This window comes from Sorangium sp. So ce119, assembly GCF_051524405.1.
In the GTDB taxonomy this organism is placed as follows: Bacteria; Myxococcota_A; Polyangia; order Polyangiales; family Polyangiaceae; genus Sorangium; species Sorangium cellulosum_G.
The window spans coordinates 10,216,804-10,236,901 of the sequence record NZ_CP150310.1 but is presented as its reverse complement, the minus strand read 5'-3'; the positions used below and the strand labels follow the sequence as shown (position 1 = coordinate 10,236,901).

The following is a 20,098-nucleotide window of genomic DNA, read 5'->3' as shown; positions in this document are numbered from 1 at the left end:
GTCTCGCAGGGTGCTGCTGGTTGATTCGGACGTGGACGCGCTCGGCGCGCTCGCGTCGGCGCTGCGGGCGCGCGGCCTCACCGTGGCGAACGCGAACGGCGCCTTCGAGGCCGTGGAGCAGGCGTTCAAGCGGCGACCGGACGTCGTGCTCGCCGCCAGGGCGATCGACGAGGACAGCGCGCTCGCGGACGCGTTCGCCGCCGTCCCCGACCTCGCCGACACGCCGATCCTGTTCCTCGTCGACGGCGCGGAGGGCGATCTCGGCCCCGACGACGTGCTGCGCGGGGACGTCGATCACATCGTCTCGCGCATCACCGAGGCCTCGCCGCGGGGCTCCAAGCCGACGGTGCTCCAGGAGACCCGCGGCGACCTCGAGCAGGTGCCGCTCGTCGACCTGCTGCAGCTCCTCGCGATGAACCGGCGGAGCGGCGTCCTCGGGATCACCACGCCGGCCGGCGCAGGCGAGCTGCGGCTCTCGGCTGGGGAGGTGATCGACGCGGTCTACCGTCGCCTCGAAGGGGAGAAGGCGCTGTACCGGCTGCTCGGCGAGCGCGACGGGCAGTTCGCGTTCTCGCCCGGCGAGCCGACGAGCGTGCGCCGCATCATCGCGCCGACGTCGCGCCTCCTGATGGAGGCGCTCCGCCAGGTCGACGAGGTCCAGCGCCGGCGGAGCGAGCTCGCGCCGGCCGGCGAGGCCTTCCTGGTGACCGAGCCGTCCAGCGACGAGCTCGACCTGTCCCCGCTCCAGGGCCACGAGGCCTTCGGCCCGGCGGCCGGCGACGTCGCCGCGGCGGACGACGCCAGCGCCCCGACGTCGGTGCCCGACGTGACCGCCGCGCTGCTGCCCACCGGCGCGGCCAGGGGATCGATGCCGCCGCCGCCGACGCTCCGGGCGGCGGAGCCAGCCGCGAGCATGCTCGCGGTGACGCGCTACCCGACGACGCCGCCCCCGGCGTCCGTCGGGGAGCCGGCGGAGCGCGCGCTCGTGGCCGAGAAGATCACGGCGCTGCTCCAGATGCCGCACAGCCTCGATGAGCTGCTCGACGAGATCGGCGCGCCGGATCTCCTGATCCTGGAGGTCGTGATCGAGCTCACGGCGGCCGGGAAGGTCCGCCGCATCTCGCTCGCCGACCTGACGACGCCGTTCGCGCCGCCGGAGCACTTCCCGGTGCTCCGGTCGCTGGTGACGCGCCTGGCCCGGCCGGGCTTCACGCCGCCGCCGCACGTCGTGGTCGCCGGCAGCGCGCGCCGCATGACGACGCTCTCCCACGCGGTCCGCCGCATCGCGGACGCCGTCGTCCCGGCCGAGCCCCCGCCGCGCGCGCCGCTGCCGAGGCCGCTCGGGGTGATCCGGCTCGGCGACGGCGTCGAGCTCGCCCTTGTCGGCCTCCCCACGGACGAGGGCTTCGCCCCCACCTGGCCGCTCGCCCTGCACGGCGCGGCCGCTGTCGTCCGGCTCGGCGACGCCGGGAAGGAAGCGCTGGCGGCCCACTGCGAGGCGCTGGAGCTCCTGCTGATCGACGCGGAGGCGATGATGGGTCCGCTCGATCTCGCGTCGCCCGGACAGATCACGCTGCTGGTGCGCGCGGCGCTCGAGGCCGCCGCGGGCGTGTGACCCGCCGTCGCGGGCGCCAGGTTGGAGCGAATTTTCCGGGTTTCTCGCCCGAAAACCGGCGTTCTCGACCGCCGGTTGCAGCGTTGCAGCGGCAGCTTTCTGCTATCGTCGCCACGCCTCGCCTCGAGCAGTCCGGCGAGGAGAGGAGCGCGCGTCGTGCTGATCGGAGTCCCCAAGGAGATCAAGACACGTGAGTACCGCGTCGGCATGACGCCGGCGGGCGTCCGGGCCCTGGTCGGGCACGGGCACAAGGTCCTCGTGGAGTCCGGCGCCGGCGAAGGCAGCGGGATCTCCGACGAGGCCTACGGGCGCGCGGGCGCGCTCATCGTGCGGTCGGCCGCGGAAGCGTGGAGCGCCGACATGGTCGTGAAGGTGAAGGAGCCGCTCCCCTCCGAGTACGGCCACTTCCGCCAGGGGCTGCTCCTCTATACCTACCTGCACCTGGCCGCCGAGCCCGATCTCACCAAGGAGCTCGCCAGGCGCGGCGTGACCGGCATCGCGTACGAGACGATCCAGCACGAGGACGGCTCGCTGCCGCTGCTCCGGCCGATGAGCGAGGTGGCCGGCAGGATGGCGGTGCAGGTCGGGGCGTCGTGCCTCGAGAAGGAGCGCGGCGGCAAGGGCGTGCTCCTCGGTGGCGTGCCCGGGACGCGGCGCGGCCGCGTCGCGATCCTCGGCGGCGGCGTGGTCGGGCGGAACGCGGCGACCATCGCGGTCGGGATGGGCGCGCAGGTCACCGTGCTCGACGTCCGCGCCGAGACGATGAGCTACCTCGAGGACGTGTTCGGGGGCGCGATCGAGACGCTCTACTCCAACGCGGAGAACATCGAGACGATGTGCGAGCGCGCGGATCTCGTGATCGGCGCGGTGCTCGTGCCGGGCGCCAAGGCGCCGCTGCTCGTGACCGAGGAGCTGATCCGCCGCATGGAGAAGGGGACGGTCGTGGTCGACGTCGCCGTGGACCAGGGGGGCTGCATCGCGACGTGCCGGCCGACGACCCATGACCACCCGACCTACGAGGTGCACGGGGTCGTGCACTACTGCGTCGCCAACATGCCCGGCGCGGTCTCGCACACGAGCACGTGGGCGCTCACGAACACGACGATCGGCTACGCGGTGGCGATCGCCAACCAGGGCATCATCGCCGCGGCGAAGGCCGACCGGGCGGTGGCCCTCGGCATCAACACCCACGGCGGGAACGTGACCTACGGCCCCGTCGCGGCGGCCCACCGGCTGGAGTACGTGCCGGTAGAACGCGCGCTCGGCTGAGCCCGGAGCGCGACGACGTGGCAGCCGGAAAAAGGAAGAAGATCGCGATCATCGGCGGCGACGGGATCGGTCCGTCCGTCACCGCGGAGGCGAAGCTCCTGCTCGAGCTCTACCAGGCTCGAGCGGGGCTGCCGATCGATCTCTGGGAGCTCGACCTCGGCGCGGACCGGTACCTGCGCGACGGGACGACGTTCCCGAACCAGATCCAGGTGGCGATCCAGCGCGAGTGCTCGGCGGTGCTGCTCGGCGCGCTGGGCGATCCGCGGGTGCCGAACCTCGAGCACGCGCGCGACATCCTGTTCGGGATGCGCTTCGGCTACGACCTCTACGCGAACGTGAGGCCGGTCCGGGCGCTGTCGGACCGGCTCGTCCCGCTCAAGGGCCGGACGGCGAAGGACATCGACTTCGTGGTCTTCCGCGAGAACACCGAGGGCATCTACGTCGGGGTCGGCGGGCAGTTCAAGCGGGGCACGGCCGACGAGGTCGCGATCAACGAGGACATCAACACGAGGAAGGGCGTCGAGCGGATCATCCGGGCGGCGTTCGACTACGCGCGCGCGAACGGGCGGACGCGGGTCACGATGGCCGACAAGTCGAACGCGATGCGGCACGCGCACGAGCTGTGGCTGCGCGTCTTCCACGAGGTGCGGGCGCAGTACCCGGAGATCCAGTCGAACCACGTCTACGTGGACGCGCTGTGCCTGTACCTGATCCAGGATCCGTCGCAGTTCCAGGTGATCGTGACGAACAACCTGTTCGGCGACATCGTGACCGACCTCGGGGCGGCGCTGCAGGGCGGGCTCGGCATGGCCGCGAGCGCGAACGTGCACGCGTCGGAGCCGGGGCGGGTCGCGCTGTTCGAGCCGGTGCACGGGTCGGCGCCGCCGCTCACCGGCAAGGACGTGGCGAACCCGTTCGCGGCGATGCTCACGGCGGGGCTGCTGCTCGCCCACCTCGGGTGGCCCGAGGAAGAGCGGCGCATCGAGCGCTGGGTCTCGCAGGCGCTCGATCAGGGGATGTGCACGGTCGACGTCGGCGGCACGCTCGGGACGCGGGCCGCGGGGGCATGGGTCCGGGAGCAGATCGCCGCGGAGCTGGGGCCGGGGTCGGGGTGACCGACCGAGGTCGAGGCCGACCCGGGTTGGGGCGACCGACCGAGGTTGAGGTGACCGACCGAGGTTGAGGTGACCGACCGAGGTTGAGGTGACCCGGGGTGGGCGCCGTGGGCGAGGGACCGATCGCCGAGAAGTTCGGGTGTCCGATCCTCCTGTGATACGGGACCGCCAATGGGCGTAGGATCGAGGGCGGTGGAGCACGCGGGACCGCGTAGCAATGCAGCGGGCGAAGCTCGGCACGAGCGGCTGGGCGGGGCGCGGGCCGAGTTCGTGGCGAACCTGGGTCGCCACGTGGCCGAGCTCCGCGCGATGGTCCGGCGGATCGAGGCAGACGACGATGCGCCGCGGCTCGTCGCGGAGCTGAAGCGGCGCCTGCACTCCCTCGGCGCCGGGGCGCGCCTCCTGCGCTTCGTGCGGGTGTCCGAGCGGCTCGCCGAAGGGGAGTCGCAGCTCGTCGCCGCCAACGGGGCGCGGCTGACCAGCGAGGCAGCAGCGGCGCTGCGGAAGGTGCTCGAGGAGCTGCCCGCCCTCGCCTGGGGGCAGTCGGCGGTCGGCGAGCAGGCGCCGGCGCCGCGCGAGCAGGCGTCCGCGAGCCAGCCGAACGCCCGAAGCGCCGGAGCCCGGCAGGGCGCCGCGGAGGCAGGCGGCGCGAAGACCCAGGGCACGACCTGGATCGCAGGCGTGAGCAACGGGCGCGGGCTCGCGCCCGAGCCGCTCACGATCGACGAGGACGAGGAGGCGAGCCCGCGCTCGTCCGGCCTGCGCAGCGCCGAGCCGGCGGCGCCCGCCGAGGCGCCGGCGACCGCGGCGCTCGAGGCGCCGATCACGGCGCTCGTCGTGGGCGGCGCGCCGCTCGCCGAGGCGCTCGAGCCGGGCGACGCCGACGCGGGGCCGTCGTTCGAGGTGGAGCGGACCGACGAGGTGGACACGGCCATCGACCTCGCTCGCGCGTTCGCGCCGGACGTGGTCCTGCTCGACGCGGACCTGCCCGGAGCGCGCGCGCTCGCCGAGGCGCTCGCCGGCGATCCGCTGACGGAGCTGGTCCCGCTGGTCGCCGTCGGCCGCTTCGCGCGGCCGGAGGACGCGGCCCCCTACGTGGCGCTCGGCGCCGCGCGCGCGCTCGCGAAGCCTGTGTCGCCCGACGCGCTCCGCCGCGCCGCCGCAGAGGCCGCCGCGACCTGCGTGCGCTCGGGCGACACGCGCGCGGCGCGCGGGCCGCTCGGGCCGGTGAGCCTCGACGAGCTCGGGGCGCGCCTCGCAGAGGAGCTGCGCCGGGGCCTCTGCGACGCCGCAGAGCCGAGGAGCCGCGGGGCGCACGTGGATCTCGGCGATGGGGCCGAGGTGCTCGCGGCGCTCTGGGGCGCGGTCGCGCGGATCCGCGACCTCGTGACGATCCGTTCGCAGGGCGGCGTGCGGTTCTCGCCGAACGGGCCGGAGGGCGCGCTGCCGCTCGCGCCGTGGATGAGCGCGCCGAGCGCCGCCGAGGGCGAGCGCCCGCGGCAGCACAGCGAGGTCCGCGCGAAGGCGCCGGCGCGCGGCGCCGGGGCGTCCGCCGCGGCGCCCGGCGTCACGGCGCTCGGCGCGATGGACATCGTGGTCGCGGACGACGATCCGGCGGTGACGTGGTTCCTCGCCGGCGTGCTCCGGGCCGCGGGGGCGACCGTGCACGAGGCGCACGACGGCGCGCGGGCGCTCGACCTCGCGTACCAGACGACCCCCGACCTGGTCGTGAGCGACGTGCTCATGCCGCGCCTCGACGGCTTCGCGCTCTGCCGCGCGCTCAAGCGCGACGTGGCGCTGCGCGACGTGCCGGTCATCCTGCTGTCCTGGAAGGAGGACCTGCTCCAGCGGCTCCGCGACCTCGGCGCCCAGGCCGACGGCTACCTCCGCAAGGAGGCGAGCGCCGCGGCGTTCGTGCAGCGGGTGCACGAGGTCCTGCGGGGCCGGAGGCGCGTGGCCGAGCGCATCGCGACGGGCGGCGAGGTGCGCGGGCGCCTCGACGGCATGACCACGCGGACGCTGCTGTCGCTCTCCTGCGCGCACCGGCCCGACGCGCTCGTGTCGGTGCGCGACGCCGCGTTCCTGTACGAGGTGCTGATCAAGGACGGCCGCCCGGCGGGGGCGACGCGGACGGCGCAGGACGGGACGTTCCACCGCGGCCCCGCGGTGCTCGCGGCGCTGCTCGGCGTCGGCTCCGGCCGCTTCGCCGTGGCGCCGGCGCCGGAGAGCGAGCTCGCGGCGCCGCCGCGACCCGGGTTCGAGGGGACGCTCGCCGAGCAGCTCGTGCCCTCGATCGCCGCCGCCCGGGCTGCCCAGCGGCTGCTCCACGGGCCGCCGTTGATGCAGGTCGAGCGCGTCATCCTGGATCTGGAGGGGATGGGCGCCACCGCGGACGCGACGCCCGAGCCGGCGCGGTCGCTCCTGCGGGCGCTCGCGCGGGGGGTCTCGCCGCGGTCGGTCATCACCTCGGGCGAGTTCGCCGCGAGCCTGGTCGAGGACGTGCTGAACGACGTCGCGGCGCGCGGCGGCGTGCGGCGCGTGATCGGCCGCGACGGGGACGACCTGCTCGCGCCCGCCGTGACGTGCGAGGAGGAGACGCTCCGCGGCGTGCGGCGCGCACCGGAGCGGGCTGCTCCGGTGATCGCGCTGCCGCCGGAGCTCGGCGGGGATGCGGCGGTCGCGTCGTCGCGCGCGCCCTTCGAGCTCGCCGACGACCAGGTCACGGTGGTGCCCGGGTCGGTGGCGCCGATCTCGGCGATGCCGGCGCCCGGCTCGGCGGCGCCCGGTTCTGCGGCGCCCGGTTCTGCGGCGCCGATCTCCGTGATGTCCGCGCCCGGCTCTGCGGCGCCGATCTCCGCGATGTCCGCGCCCGGGTCGGCGGCGCCGATCTCCGCGATGTCCGCGCCCGGGTCGGCGGCGTCCATTCCCGTGGTGTCGGTCGACGGGGAGGACGAGACGCTCGCGCTCGCCAGCGCGCGCAAGACCGAGGCGAAGACGGTGGCCAGCGCCCGCGTCCCGCGGGAGTTCGCGGAGCTCCAGGGCGATGTGCTGAGCGCGCGGGCGACGTGGACCACGCCGGCCGAGGCCGCGGCCCTGGCGAGCGTGACGCCGGCGGTGCCAGGCGTCGCGCCGGCGCCGCGCCGGCCGGGAGCCACGCTGCCGGCGCTCGAGTACCCGAAGCCTGAGCGGCTGGTGACGCTGGGCTCGCTCCAGCCGCCGCCCGTCGTCGAGGCGCCGCCCGCGGCGCTCAAGGCGCCCGCTCCGCCCGCTGCGCGGGCCGCAGCGCCCGCGCCGGCGCCCGCCATCGACGAGTCGCCGACGCCACGCCGGGTGCGCCGTCCGTCCGCCTATGTGCCCACCCAGCTCCCGCCGGCCCGCGACAACCGCATGACCATGTGGGTCCTCTTCGCGGTGGCGGCGTTCGTCTTCGCGGTGGGCGCGCGGCTGTCGCGCGATCACGAGCTGCAGGGCGCCCAGCCCGTCGCCGCCCCGCCAGGCCCGCCCGCCGCCGAGCCCGCTGCAGCCGGCGCGCCCGGCGCCGCTGTCACGCCGGCCGTCGCCGTCGCGCCGGGCGCCGCCGCCGTACCGGCCGTCGACGCCGCGCCGACCGGGGTTGCCGCCGGGCCGGTCGGCGAGACCACGGCCAACCCCGTGGTCCCCGAGGACCTGCCGCTCACCGCCGAGCACAAGGTGCCCGAGGGGCACGGCATGCTCGAGGTGACCGCCGGATCGGGCGACACGCTCTTCGTGGACGGGCGGAAGGTGGGCACCGGCAGCGTCAAGCTGCCGCTCGCCCCGAAGGCCGGCGTCTACGAGATCCGGGCGAAGCTCCGCGACGAGGAGCGCGTGCGCTTCGCGCTCGTCAAGGCCGGCCGCCTCACCCGGCTCCGCATCGCGCCGCCGTGGCGCCGCTGACCCTCGCCCGACGCGCCGCGCAGACGGCCGGACTGCCCGCGCTCCCCTGCGCGCCCAGCCACGGGCAGGGAACGCCGCTCGTGATAGAGCACGCCCCGTGCGCGCCCGCGTGACCCGAACTCCCCACCCCTCTCCCGCGCTCGCGCTCCTCTCCGCCGCGGCCGCGCTCCTGTCCGGCTGCACCGGGTGCGAGTCGTCCACCCGCGACCTCCCGGCCGGCGCCGTCGTGGCGTCGGCGACCCCCGCGGCGGCGCCGCTGCCCCCGGCGCGCGACCTCGTGCACCTCGTCGACGAGCTGCCGATCTGCGACCTCGAGCACCGAGGCCTCCTGTTCGATACAGGCGCGGGCGCGCTCCTGGGCCGCTTCGCCTGGCAGGGGAGCGCGCCCACCGGCATCCACGCCGTCGAGCACGCCGGCTCCACCTGGGCGCGCATCTCGGAGCGGCAGATCAAGCTCACGTTCGTCCTGCCGTCCGCGAGCCCCATCTTCGTGTCCGCCCGCGCGGTCGGGCTCGCCTCCCGGTACGCCACCGTCTCCCTGGACGACCAGCTCCTCGGGACGCTCCGCTTCCAGCGCGACCAGATCCGCATCGCCTCGACCTCGATCACCTCGCTCCCCGCCGACCCCGGCCTGCACACGCTCACCGTGCGGTTCTCCGGACGGCTGCGCGAGGGGGAGTCGTTCGCCGACGTCGACTGGGTCCGCGTCGGCATCCCCGACGAGGACCCGTCCACCTACGGCCCCCCGACCCTGCGCGACGTCGTCGCGCCCGCCGCCGCGCTGTCGGGCGTCCCGCACCGGTCGATCGCGCTGCGCGCCCCCGGCGCCGTCCGCTGCGCCTTCCGTCCCTCCAGGGCGAGCCGCCTCCGCACCGCCGTCGGCGTGCTGGGCTCCGGCGAAGGGGACGCCGAGATCCGCGTCCTGCGCGACGGCCAGGAGCCCATGGTGCTCCACCGCGTCCACGTCGAGGGCGGCGACAAGGCAACCTGGACCGACGTCGAGCTGCCGCTCGCGCCGTTCGCGGGCTCGCTCATCTCCCTCGAGCTCCGGGCCGCCGCCGCGACCCGCGGCGCGCGCGTCCTCTTCGGCGACCCCGTCCTCGCCGGATCGCCGGAGCCGCCGCCGTCCGTGCCCCCGGCGCGCGCCGTGGTGATCGTCGCCCTGAACGGGGTCGAGCGGCCCGATCTGCCCCCGTGGAGCGCTCGCCCGGAGCCGGGCCTCGCGACGCTCTCCGACCTCGCCGCGTCCGCCACGACGTTCGACCACCACCGGGCGCCGAGCACGGTCGTGTCCTCCGTGATCGCGTCGCTGCTCACCGGCCTGCCGCCGTCGGCGCACACCGTCACCGACACCGGGGCCCGCCTCCCCGCCCGCACGACGACCATCGGCGCCATCGCGAGCGACAGCAGCGTCCGGACCGGGTTCTTCACCGGCGTCCCCACCACCTTCCGGGCGTTCGGCTTCGGGCCCGGCTGGTCCCGTGTCCTCGAGCACCCGCCGACGAGCGGCGAGCCCTCCACCACCCCGCTCGACGCCGCCGCCGCCTGGATCAGCGAGACCGTCCGCCAGGACTCCGCGAACCGCCTGCTCGCGTTCGTCCACGCGCGCGGCGGCCATCCGCCCTGGGAGGTCAGCCCGAAGGAGCTGAACGCCCTCAAGCCCGCCGACTACGCCGGCCCGATCGAGCCGCGCCGCGCCGGCCAGGTGCTGGCCAGGCTGCGGAACCGGCGCCGCGATGTCCTCAGCCCCGACGACCGGGACCGCATCCGCGACCTCTTCACCATCGCGCTCGCCAGCCAGGACCGCGCCCTCGGCAACCTCATCGGAACCCTCAAGGCCGCCGGCCTGTGGGACGAGACCCTCTTCATCGTGACCGGCGACCTCGCCAGCGGCCGCTCCGACGGCGCGCTCTACGCCGAGGGCCTGGACCTCCAGGAGCCGGTCCTGGCGCTCCCGCTTTATGTCCACTTTCCCGGTGACCTTTACGCCGGCCAGCGCGTCTCTACCCCGACCGAGATCATCGACATCGCGCGCACCGCGATCGCCTCCCTCGGCCTCTCGTTCGCCCGCAAACCGCTCGGGAAGGATCTGGCGGCCGTCGCCTCGGGCCTCGAGGGCGTCGAGCGCGAGCCCCAGATCGCCGCGCTCGGCGATCGTTACTCCACGCGTTGGGGCAACCTCGTGCTTTCAGGGCGGCTCGGCGTTCCCCCCTTTCTCTGCGACCTCGACGTGGACCCGACCTGCGCCTTCAACCGCCGCGACGTGATGCCGCTCGCCACCATGGCCCTCTTCCGGCGCACCGTCACGTTCGACCTGTCCGTGCGCGCGCCCGTGGCGCAGCGGGAGCCCGCCACGATCGACGCGGAGACGGCGGCCGTGCTCAACGTCTGGGGCGCGCAATGAGGGGTCGGGACGCGCAATGAGGCCCGCGCGACGCGCGCCCGCGGCCGACGCCCAGCGCTCGCGGAGCAGAGCCCGCTGACGGCGCCCGGCGGCGCGCCGGCGCGAGCGAGGGCGTCCGCGACATCGCGCAGGCCGCGCGAGAGCGCGATCCCGCGACGTCATGATGCCCCGCTGCGAGGCATCGTGCCCCGCTCCGCGCGCGTCGAGCGACGTACGCCCGCGCGCCGAGCGACGTAAGCCCCGCGTCGAGCGACGTACGCCCGCGCCCGCGCGTGCGCGTGACGCGCTCGCCCCGCGCGCGCCGGCGTGCGCGTGATGCGCGCGCTCCGCGCGCGCCGGGCGGCTGGCATGCTTCGCGCAAACGCCGAGACCCGCACAGGGCAGAGCGCCTCGACGGCGCTTCATCTTTCCGTGAGAGGAGTCCCCGCATGAAGGCGACCGACCTATTGAAGGAGCAGCACCAGGAAGTCGACGAGCTCTTCGAGCGCATGTCGCAGGCCAGCGGCAACGAGATCAACGCGCTGCGCGACGAGCTGGTGGCGAACCTCGTGGGCCACGCGGCCATCGAGGAGGAGATCTTCTACCCCGAGTCCCGGGCGGCGCTCGGCGCCTCCCCCCTGATCCCGACCTCGTACGAGGAGCACTCCCTCGTCCACATCATGTTGCAGAAATTGCTCAGCACCGACCCGGGTGACGAAAGCTTTCACGCCAGGCTGAAGGTGCTCAAGGAGCTGGTGCAGCACCACGTCCAGGAGGAGGAGCAGGAGCTCTTCCCCCAGCTCGAGAGCGCCATGGGCGCCGAGCGCCTCGAGGCGCTCGGCGACCGCCTGGAGTCGCGCTTCGTCCAGGTGCGCGAGAGCAACGTCGAGGCGCTCCTGAGCCAGAGCGTCGCGAAGAGCATGCCCGCCACCACCAGCCGCCGCGGCCGGGCGGCGAAGCCGGCGGCCCGCAAGGCCGCGGCGGCCAAGCGTCCGCCCGCGAAGCGCGCGTCGACGCAGCGCGCCGAGCCGGCGCGGGGCGCCCAGAAGGGCCGCCGCGGCGCCGCGGCCGCGTCCACGACCGGGCGGAAGAAGGCAGCCGAGACGGCGCCGGCGAAGACCGGGCGGGCCGCGCCCACGCGCAAGCCGAGCCGGCCGGCGAAGACGACCCGCACGGGCCGCAAGGGCGGTCGCTCGAGCAGCGCCTCCGCGCGTTGACGCCGGCGCCCGTCAGCGCACGTCAGCGGCGCGAGGTCCGTCCGGAGGGGACGGCGGGCCCCGCGCCATCCAGATCGAACAGCGGAAGCGTGCCGCCGGCCTTCGGGGCGGCGGCCTTCGGGGCAGGGGCCCTGGGGGCGGCGGCCTCCGCCGCGGCCTCCTCCAGCAGGGCAGGGTCGTCGTGGCCGACCGAGTTGACCCGCGGCGAGACGGGGCGCGCGGCGAGCGTGCCGGGACGCGCCGGCCGGAGCAGCGCCTCGGCCCGGTCCGCGTCCGCGCCGTCGGCGAAGCCGAGCCAGAGGTCCACGTCCCCGGGGTCCAGGAGGACCGGCATGCGGTCGTGGACCGGCGCGACGTCGGCGCTCGCCTCGGTGGTCAGGATCGTGAAGCGGAGGTCGACGTCTCCCGTGTCGGGGTCCTTCGCCGGCTGACACAGCCCCGCCATGCGGAGCAGGCCGCCGCCCGCGGGGTGGAACCACGTCGGACGCCGCGCGCCCTTCGGCCCGGTCCACTCGTAGAAGCCGTCCGCCGGCACGACGCAGCGGCGCGCCGCGAACGCCTCCCGGAACGTCGGCTTCGTCCGCGCGCCGTCGGCCCGCGCGTTCGCGAGGAGCGTCTGCCCCGCGCTCCCCCTGGCGAAGCGCCCCACGAAGCCCCAGGTCGCGGGCACGAGCGCGCGGCGGCCGTCCTGCGCGCGCAGCACGGGGTGGACGGTCGAAGGGGCGATGTTGTAGCGGGGCCGGTAGCGGGCGGCCGCATTCGGGTCGGCGTCGATCGCGCGGGCGGGGCCGGCGCCCGCGCCGCCCGCGCCGAGGGACGCCTCGAGCATCGCCACGAGGGCGGCAAAGTCCGGAACGGCGAGGGTAAAGCGCGCGCACATAACACTAGATTAGCGCCTTCGGCGCGCCTACAAGGGCGCTCCGGACGTTGGAGGAGGCCGCATGGTGGACAGCTTTGGCACGAAGAGCACGCTGACGATTCAAGCCGATACATACACCTACTACAAGCTCACCTCGCTGGCGCAGGGCGGCGCTTCGCTCGACAAGCTCCCGTTCTCGCTCCGCATCCTCCTGGAGAACCTCCTCCGCCACGAGGACGGCCGCGTCGTGCGCAAGGACCACGTGGAAGCCGTCCTCAACTGGGACCCGAAGGCTCGCCCGTCGCAGGAGATCGCCTTCCACCCCGCGCGCGTGCTGCTCCAGGACTTCACGGGCGTCCCGGCCGTCGTCGACCTCGCGGCCATGCGCGAGGCGCTCGCGAAGCTCGGCGGCGACTCGCTCAAGATCAACCCGCTCCAGCCCGTCGACCTCGTGATCGACCATTCGGTCCAGGTCGATCGGTTCGCGTCCTCGACGGCCTTGAAGGTGAACGCGGCGCTCGAGTTCGAGCGGAACGAGGAGCGCTACGCCTTCCTCCGCTGGGGAGCGCAGGCGTTCACGAACTTCCGCGTGGTGCCGCCCGACCAGGGCATCTGCCACCAGATCAACCTGGAGTACCTCGCGGGCGCCGTCATGCGGCAGGGCACGCTGGTCTACCCGGACACGCTCGTCGGGACCGACTCGCACACCACGATGATCAACGGGCTCGGGGTCGTCGGCTGGGGCGTCGGCGGCATCGAGGCCGAGGCGGCGATGCTCGGCCAGCCGCTCTCGATGCTCATCCCCGAGGTCGTGGGCTTCAAGCTCCACGGCACCCTGCCCGAGGGCGCCACCGCGACCGATCTCGTCCTCACGGTCACCCAGATGCTGCGGCAGAAGAAGGTGGTCGGGAAGTTCGTGGAGTTCTACGGCCCCGGCCTGAGCGCGCTCTCGCTCCCGGACCGCGCCACGATCGCCAACATGGCGCCCGAGTACGGCGCCACCATCGGCTTCTTCCCTGTCGACGACGAGACGATCGCCTACCTGCGCTTCACCGGCCGGCCCGCCCCGCTCGTCGCGCTCGTCGAGGCCTACTACAAGGAGCAGGGGCTGTTCCGCACGGACAACACCCCCGATCCCGTCTTCAGCGACACGCTCTCGCTCGACCTCGGCAACGTCGAGCCGTCGATCGCCGGGCCGAAGCGGCCGCAGGACCGCGTCCCCCTGCGCGACGCGAAGCGCGCCTTCCGCACGTCGCTCCAGGGCATGCTCGAGAAGGAGTTCACCGCCGCCGACCCGGCCGCGGTGAAGGCGTTCCTCGACGAGGAGACCGGCACCGCCGCGGCGCGCGTCCCCGCGCTCGAGAAGGTCATGCGCCCGGCGGACGTCGCCGAGGGCGACACGCGGTACACCCTGCGTCACGGCTCGGTCGTGATCGCCGCGATCACGTCCTGCACGAACACGTCGAACCCGGCGGTCATGCTCGGCGCGGGCCTCCTCGCGAAGAAGGCGGTCGAGCGCGGGCTCACGGTGAAGCCGTGGGTGAAGACGTCGCTCGCCCCCGGGTCCAAGGTCGTCTCCGACTACCTGCGCCAGGCCGGGCTCCTGCCGTACCTCGAGGCGCTCGGCTTCCACCTGGTCGGCTACGGATGCACGACGTGCATCGGCAACTCCGGGCCGCTGCCGGACGTGATCGGCGACACGGTCCGCCACAACGATCTCGTCGTGGCGAGCGTCCTGTCGGGCAACCGCAACTTCGAGGGCCGCATCAACCAGCACGTGCGGATGAACTTCCTCGCCTCGCCGCCGCTCGTCGTCGCCTACGCGCTGCGCGGGGACGTCGACGCCGACCTCTTCAAGGAGCCGATCGGCGCGGATCGCAACGGCGAGCCGGTGTACCTCAAGGACATCTGGCCCAGCTCGGCCGAGGTCAACGAGGCCATCCGGACGGCGGTGCGGCCCGAGCAGTTCCAGGTGCAGTACGAGAACGTCTTCGCCGGCGACGAGGAGTGGCAGAGCCTGTCGGTCCCCGGCGGCCAGACGTTCGTGTGGGACGAGGCCTCGACGTACGTGCGCAGGCCGCCGTTCTTCGAGGGGCTGTCGAAGGACCCGGCGCCGCTCAGCGACATCCGGAGCGCGCGCGTGCTCGCGCTGCTCGGGGACTCGGTGACGACCGACCACATCTCCCCGGCCGGCAACATCGCCAAGAACAGCCCCGCCGCGAAGTACCTGGTCGAGCACGGCGTCGCGCCCGCCGACTTCAACTCGTACGGCGCCCGCCGCGGCAACCACGAGGTGATGATGCGCGGGACGTTCGCGAACATCCGCCTGAAGAACCTCCTGCGCCCGGGCGAGGAGGGCGGCATCACGGTGCACCTGCCCGACGGCGAGAAGACGACGATCTACGACGCGGCCATGCGGTACAAGTCGGAGAGCGTGCCGCTGCTCGTGATCGCGGGCGCCGAGTACGGCACCGGGTCGTCGCGCGACTGGGCGGCCAAGGGGACGAAGCTGCTCGGCGTGCGCGCGGTCATCGCGAAGAGCTTCGAGCGCATCCACCGGTCGAACCTGGTCGGCATGGGCGTGCTCCCGCTCGAGTTCGCGCCGGGCGAGGACGCGTCCACGCTCGGGCTCACCGGCCGCGAGGTGTTCGAGATCGGCGGCATCTCGGACAACCTCACGCCGGGCAAGAAGCTGAACGTGGTCGCGACCGGCGAGGGCGGGAAGACGACGACGTTCACCGTCACCGCGCGCATCGATACGCCGAACGAGGTCGACTACTACCAGCACGGCGGCATCCTCCAGTTCGTGCTGCGCAGCCTGGGCGCCTCGGCCTAGCCCCGCTCGACACGCCGCTCCCCGCGCGCTGGAGTGCAGCCGGGCGGGGAGCGGACCCCGCCGTAATCAGGGCGCGCCGCGTCGCGGCTGCTGACGCCCGTGCGCGCTTCGGCTAAACCCTGGCGCATGCTCGATCCCCGCCACGTCGCAGATCACCTCGATGAGGTGCGCGCGGCGCTTGCTCGTCGCTCGCCCGCCGCCGCCGCTGCCCTCGGAGACGACTTCGCCTCCACGGTCAGCGCGCGGAGGTCGCGGATCCAGGAGCTCGAGGGGTGGCAGGCGCAGCGCAACGCGGCGAACGACGCGATGGCGCGCCTCGACAAGAAGTCGCCCGAGTTCGCGCAGAAGCGCGACGAGCTGAAGGCCCTGTCCGCGAGGATCAAGGAGGCCGAGCAGGTCGTCTCCGAGCTGGAGAAGCGCATGACCGAGCTGCTCTCCGGCATCCCGAACCTGCCGGATCCCTCGGCGCCCGACGGCGCGGGCGACCAGGACAACGTGGTCCTCAGGACGTGGGGCGACAAGCCGAGCTTCTCGTTCACCCCGAAGAACCACTGGGACATCGGCACCGCCCTCGGCATCCTCGACTTCGAGCGCGCGGCGAAGCTCTCGGGCGCGCGGTTCACCGTCCTGATGGGCGCCGCCGCCCGCCTCGAGCGGGCGCTCATCTCGTTCATGCTCGACCTGCACACGCGCGAGCAGGGCTACCTCGAGGTGCTGCCGCCGTTCCTCGTGAAGGACTCGGCGCTGTTCGGCACGGGCCAGCTCCCCAAGTTCGCCGAGGACCTGTTCAAGACGCAGAAGAGCGACCCCGACAGGGCCTACGACCTCTACCTCATCCCGACGGCCGAGGTCCCGGTGACGAACCTCCACGCCGACGAGATCCTCGACGGCGCGTCGCTGCCGATCGCGTACACGGCGTACACGCCGTGCTTCCGCAGCGAGGCGGGCAGCCACGGGCGCGACGTGCGGGGGCTCATCCGGCAGCACCAGTTCGACAAGGTCGAGCTCGTGCGGTTCTCGACGCCCGAGGACTCGCCGCGCCAGCACGAGCTGCTCACCGCGCACGCGGAGGAGGTCCTGAAGCGCCTCGGCCTGCACTACCGCGTCTCCGCGCTCTGCACCGGCGATCTCGGCTTCGGCGCGCAGAAGACCTACGACCTCGAGGTGTGGCTGCCGGGCCAGGGGGTCTACCGCGAGATCTCGAGCTGCTCGAACTTCGGCGACTTCCAGGCGCGGCGCGCGCAGATCCGCTACCGGCCGGAGCCGAAGGCGAAGCCGCGGCTGGTCCACACGATGAACGGGTCGGCGCTCGCGGTCGGGCGGACGGTCATCGCGATCCTCGAGCAGTACCAGCAGGCGGACGGGACGGTGGTCGTCCCCGAGCCGCTCCGGGCGTTCATGGGCTGCGAGGTCCTCCGCGGCAGGTAGCATCATGGCAGCGGACGAGGAGGCCAGGCGCGAGCTTCCGGAGGCGAGGGGCGCGCGCGACGCGGGAGGGGAGGGCGAGCGCCGGTCGCAGCTCCCCGAGCCGAGGAGCTCGCGCGAAGGAGGGGAGGGCGAGCGCCGGTCGCAGCTCCCCGAGCCGAGGAGCTCGCGCGAGGGAGGGCACGGTGAACGCCGGTCGCAGCTCCCAGGGCCGAGGAGCTCGCGCGAAGGAGGGGACGGCGAGCGCCGCTCGCACGCGCCGCCGGTCCACGCGCCGAGCCACGCGGAGACGTCGATGGCGCTCGCGCGCCGGCGGCTGCTCGAGCTCTGCAAGCGGCACAAGGACGAGCTGATCGACGACTGGATCGAGAACGTGCTGGCGCTGCCGCCGGAGCGGGGCCGGTACACCGATCGGCCCGTGGGCGAGGTGACGGAGAACGTCCGCTCCTGGCTCGCCGCGTTCACCAGGATCCTCGAGGACGGCAGCGCCGAGCTGCTCGACCAGTTCATCACGCACCTCGTCGAGCAGCGCTACGCGACCGGCTACTCGATCAGCGGCCCGCTGATCGCCGCCTCCGAGTTCCGCACCGCGGTCGCGGGCGTGCTCGACACGACGCACGACGAGGGCGTCACGGACGGCTCGTCGTCGATCGACGTGCTCCGCGCCGTCGACGCGCTGCTGCTCCAGTTCGAGCACCGCTTCGCCGAGGCGTACGCCCAGCGCTCGCTGTTCGCCTCCGAGGAGCGCTACCGCGAGATCGTCGAGCTCTCGTCGGACGTCCTCGCGACGATCGATCAGGAGGGCATGCTGACGCGGCTGAACGTGCGGTTCGAGGTGCTCTTCGGGCACTCGCGGCAGGCCTGGATCGGCCGGCCGATCACCGCCCTGGCCGTCGCGGCGGACGTGCCTGTCCTGCGCGCGCTCGTGATGAGCGCGTCCCGCGCCGAGGCGCCGCGGGAGGCCACCGTCCGCTGCGCGACGCGCGCCGGCCTGACCAAGGTCATGACGGTCCGGATCACGCGGCTCTACGGCGAGGACGCCTCGCTCGCGCTGATGCGCGACGTCACCGAGGAGGTCGCGCGCCGCGCGCAGATCCTCCACAGCGAGAAGCTCGCCTCGATCGGCCAGGTCGCCGCGAGCGTCGCGCACGAGCTCAACAACCCCATGGCGTGGGTGATGGCGAACCTCGAGCAGATCCGGAGCGGGGCGCACAAGCTCGTCTCCGCGGCGCGCCCCGTCGCCTCGGGCTCCTACGAGGACCTGCTCCGCGCCATCGACCTCATCGACCGGTCCTGCCACGAGGCGCTCGCGGGCGTCGAGCGGATGCGGGACATCGTGACGGACCTCAACCTCTTCTCGAGCAGCAGCGAGCGCAAGCCCGAGCGGGTCGACCTCGTCGACGTGATCGAGCTCGCGCTGCGCATGACGGGCCCGCAGCTCAGCCAGCTCTGCCGCATCGAGCGCCGGTACGGCGAGATGCCCCCGCTCGTCGGCTACCCGGGCAAGCTCTCGCAGGTGTTCGTGAACCTGTTCATCAACGCGGCGCAGGCGATGCCGAACCGCCCGCGCGACGAGAACATGGTGCGCGTGACGACGCGCTTCGACGACGGGGTGCACCACGTCGAGGTGGAGGACAACGCGCGCGGCATGACCCCCGAGGTCGTCGAGCGGATCTTCGACCCGTTCTTCACGACGAAGGAAGAGAGCGCCCGCCCGGGGATCGGGCTCTGGGTGTCGCGCAACATCGTCGAGGAGCAGCACGGCACGATGACGGTGTCGAGCCAGCCCGGCGTCGGCACCGTCTTCACGATCCGCCTGACGGGGCTCAACCCCGCGGATCTGCCCGCGCTGCGGCCGCCGCCCGAGCCGCCGCGCCCCTCGTCGCGCGGGACGATCCTCTTCGTCGACGACGAGCCGATGCTCCTCAACGCGTTCGCGCGCGCGTTCGAGGAGCGGCACGAGGTGCTCGTGGCGAAGAGCGGCCACGAGGCGCTCGACCTCCTGCGGGACCGCGGCGGCCAGATCGACGCGATCGTCTGCGACCTGCTGATGCCGCAGATGAGCGGGATGGCCCTGTACGACGAGATCGGCGAGCGGTTCCCGCAGCTCCAGCCGAAGATGGCCTTCATGTCCGGCGGCGCCTTCACGCCGACCGCGCGCGAGTTCGTCGAGCGGGTGGACAACCCGAAGATCGCCAAGCCGATCTCGCTCGACGACCTGGAGCGGGTCATCGCCGACCTCCTCAGCGGCGGGCAGAAGCGGGGCGCCAGGTGACGGACGCGGGGGCGGTCCGCGAGCGGGCGAACCACGCGCGCTACCGGCCGGGGCAGCGCGAGGGCTTCTACGAGAGCTTCTTCCAGCGCGCGAACCACCCGACGCGCCCGCTCGCCTTCTGGATCCGGTACACGCTCTTCAGCCCGGCCAGCCGGCCCGAGGCCGCCGAGGGCGAGCTCTGGGCCGTCTACTTCAACGGCGAGTCGGGGCGCCACGCGGTCGCCAGGCGCGAGGTCCCGTTCGCCGGGCGTTGCTCGTTCGCCCGCGACGCCTTCTCGGTCGACGTCGACGCCGCCCGCCTTCGCCCCGGCAAGCTCGCCGGCGCGGTCGGCGAGGGGGAGGACGCCATCGCCTGGGACCTCGCGTACGAGGGCGGCGGGGAGCCGCTCCTGCTGCTGCCGGGGGCGCTCTACGACGCCCCGCTGCCGAAGGCGAAGGCGCTGGTCGGCGCGCCGCTCTGCGCCTACAGTGGCGTCCTCCGCGTCTCCGGGCGCGACGTGGACGTGTCGGGCTGGGTGGGCAGCCAGAACCACAACTGGGGGACGAAGCACACGGACCTGTACGCCTGGGGGCAGGTCGCGGGCTTCGACAGCCACCCGGACAGCTTCCTGGAGGTCGCGACGGCGCGCCTGAAGGTCGGGCCGCTCTGGACGCCGAGCATGACGCCCCTGGTCCTGCGCCACCGGGGCGAGGAGATCGCGCTGAGCTCCCTGCTCCAGGCCGTCCGGGCCGAGGCCTCGTTCGATTACTTCACCTGGCGCTTCCGGACGGAGACCGCCGCGCTGAGCGTCGAAGGGCAGATCTCCGCGCAGCCGGGCGACTTCGTCGGCCTCGCCTACAGGAACCCGCCCGGCGGCGTGAAGCACTGCCTCAACACGAAGATCGCGGCCTGCACCCTCACGCTGCGGCGGAAGAGCCTGGGCCGCGAGGTCGGGGTCGAGACCCTGACGACGGCGCGGCGCGCGGCGTTCGAGATCCTCACGGACGACCGCGGCCACGGCGTGACGATCCGCGCCTGATCCGCGCCGGACGCAGCGGGCGAGATCGCCCGGAACGAGCAGTAAAGCGGCCTTCCTCGGTCTCTGGTACATGCGTTCCAGAGCGGCGGTCACCCGCACAGGAGACGGGCCCAGATCGGCGTTTTCGGCGCGCAAGCGCACTCCGGTGCGCTGAGCACCGAAAACGTCGA

Annotated in this window: 11 protein-coding genes; 10 read left to right on the top strand and 1 reads right to left on the bottom strand. The window is 73.9% G+C overall.

Annotated elements, in window-relative coordinates; translation table 11 throughout:
* Positions 1–10 precede the first annotated feature (10 nt).
* The 6 genes from WME76_RS38760 to WME76_RS38735 all read left to right on the top strand — a co-directional run bounded on the left by WME76_RS38760 (position 11) and on the right by WME76_RS38735 (position 11,514).
* Positions 11–1,615, top strand: coding sequence for a DUF4388 domain-containing protein (locus WME76_RS38760; protein WP_437957180.1), 1,605 nt, complete (start codon positions 11–13; stop codon positions 1,613–1,615).
* A 156-nt stretch (positions 1,616–1,771) separates the two neighbouring features.
* Entirely contained in the window at positions 1,772–2,884 is a 1,113-nt protein-coding gene (gene ald, locus WME76_RS38755) for an alanine dehydrogenase (RefSeq protein WP_437957179.1), read from the top strand.
* Positions 2,885–2,901: 17 nt separating this feature from the next.
* Positions 2,902–3,999: an isocitrate/isopropylmalate dehydrogenase family protein gene (locus WME76_RS38750; protein ID WP_437957178.1), complete on the top strand. Its 1,098-nt coding sequence runs from the start codon at positions 2,902–2,904 to the stop codon at positions 3,997–3,999.
* Between the two features lie 192 nt (positions 4,000–4,191).
* Positions 4,192–7,914: a response regulator gene (locus WME76_RS38745; RefSeq protein WP_437957177.1), complete on the top strand. Its 3,723-nt coding sequence runs from the start codon at positions 4,192–4,194 to the stop codon at positions 7,912–7,914.
* A gap of 109 nt (positions 7,915–8,023) precedes the next feature.
* Positions 8,024–10,318 (top strand): sulfatase-like hydrolase/transferase, encoded by a 2,295-nt coding sequence (locus WME76_RS38740; protein ID WP_437957176.1) that lies wholly within the window; start codon positions 8,024–8,026, stop codon positions 10,316–10,318.
* A 428-nt stretch (positions 10,319–10,746) separates the two neighbouring features.
* Entirely contained in the window at positions 10,747–11,514 is a 768-nt protein-coding gene (locus WME76_RS38735; RefSeq protein ID WP_437957175.1) for a hemerythrin domain-containing protein, read from the top strand.
* 22 nt (positions 11,515–11,536) lie between these two features.
* Here WME76_RS38735 and WME76_RS38730 read toward each other — a convergent pair whose 3' ends face one another.
* Positions 11,537–12,394, bottom strand: coding sequence for an SOS response-associated peptidase (locus tag WME76_RS38730; protein WP_437957174.1), 858 nt, complete (start codon positions 12,392–12,394; stop codon positions 11,537–11,539).
* A 61-nt stretch (positions 12,395–12,455) separates the two neighbouring features.
* Between WME76_RS38730 and acnA the strand changes: the two genes are divergently transcribed.
* The 4 genes from acnA (at position 12,456) to WME76_RS38710 (ending at position 19,928) form a co-directional block, all read left to right on the top strand.
* Complete coding sequence (acnA, locus tag WME76_RS38725; protein ID WP_437957173.1) at positions 12,456–15,209, top strand: aconitate hydratase AcnA; 2,754 nt, start codon at positions 12,456–12,458, stop codon at positions 15,207–15,209.
* 126 nt (positions 15,210–15,335) lie between these two features.
* Positions 15,336–16,637, top strand: coding sequence for a serine--tRNA ligase (serS, locus tag WME76_RS38720; RefSeq protein WP_437957172.1), 1,302 nt, complete (start codon positions 15,336–15,338; stop codon positions 16,635–16,637).
* A 4-nt stretch (positions 16,638–16,641) separates the two neighbouring features.
* Entirely contained in the window at positions 16,642–18,909 is a 2,268-nt protein-coding gene (locus tag WME76_RS38715) for a hybrid sensor histidine kinase/response regulator (RefSeq protein ID WP_437957171.1), read from the top strand.
* The gene (locus WME76_RS38710) at positions 18,906–19,928 is read left to right on the top strand and encodes a hypothetical protein (protein WP_437957170.1); all 1,023 of its coding nucleotides are present in this window, start codon (positions 18,906–18,908) and stop codon (positions 19,926–19,928) included. The genes WME76_RS38715 and WME76_RS38710 overlap by 4 nt, the downstream gene beginning before the upstream one ends.
* Positions 19,929–20,098 lie beyond the last annotated feature (170 nt).

Bases quoted from the DNA above. Each gene is read 5' to 3' on its own strand.
- WME76_RS38730 (WP_437957174.1), bottom strand. From the start codon at position 12,394: ATGTGCGCGCGCTTTACCCTCGCCGTTCCGGACTTTGCCGCCCTCGTG.
- WME76_RS38715 (WP_437957171.1), top strand. From the start codon at position 16,642: ATGGCAGCGGACGAGGAGGCCAGGCGCGAGCTTCCGGAGGCGAGGGGC.
- serS (WP_437957172.1), top strand. From the start codon at position 15,336: ATGCTCGATCCCCGCCACGTCGCAGATCACCTCGATGAGGTGCGCGCG.
- acnA (WP_437957173.1), top strand. From the start codon at position 12,456: ATGGTGGACAGCTTTGGCACGAAGAGCACGCTGACGATTCAAGCCGAT.
- WME76_RS38735 (WP_437957175.1), top strand. From the start codon at position 10,747: ATGAAGGCGACCGACCTATTGAAGGAGCAGCACCAGGAAGTCGACGAG.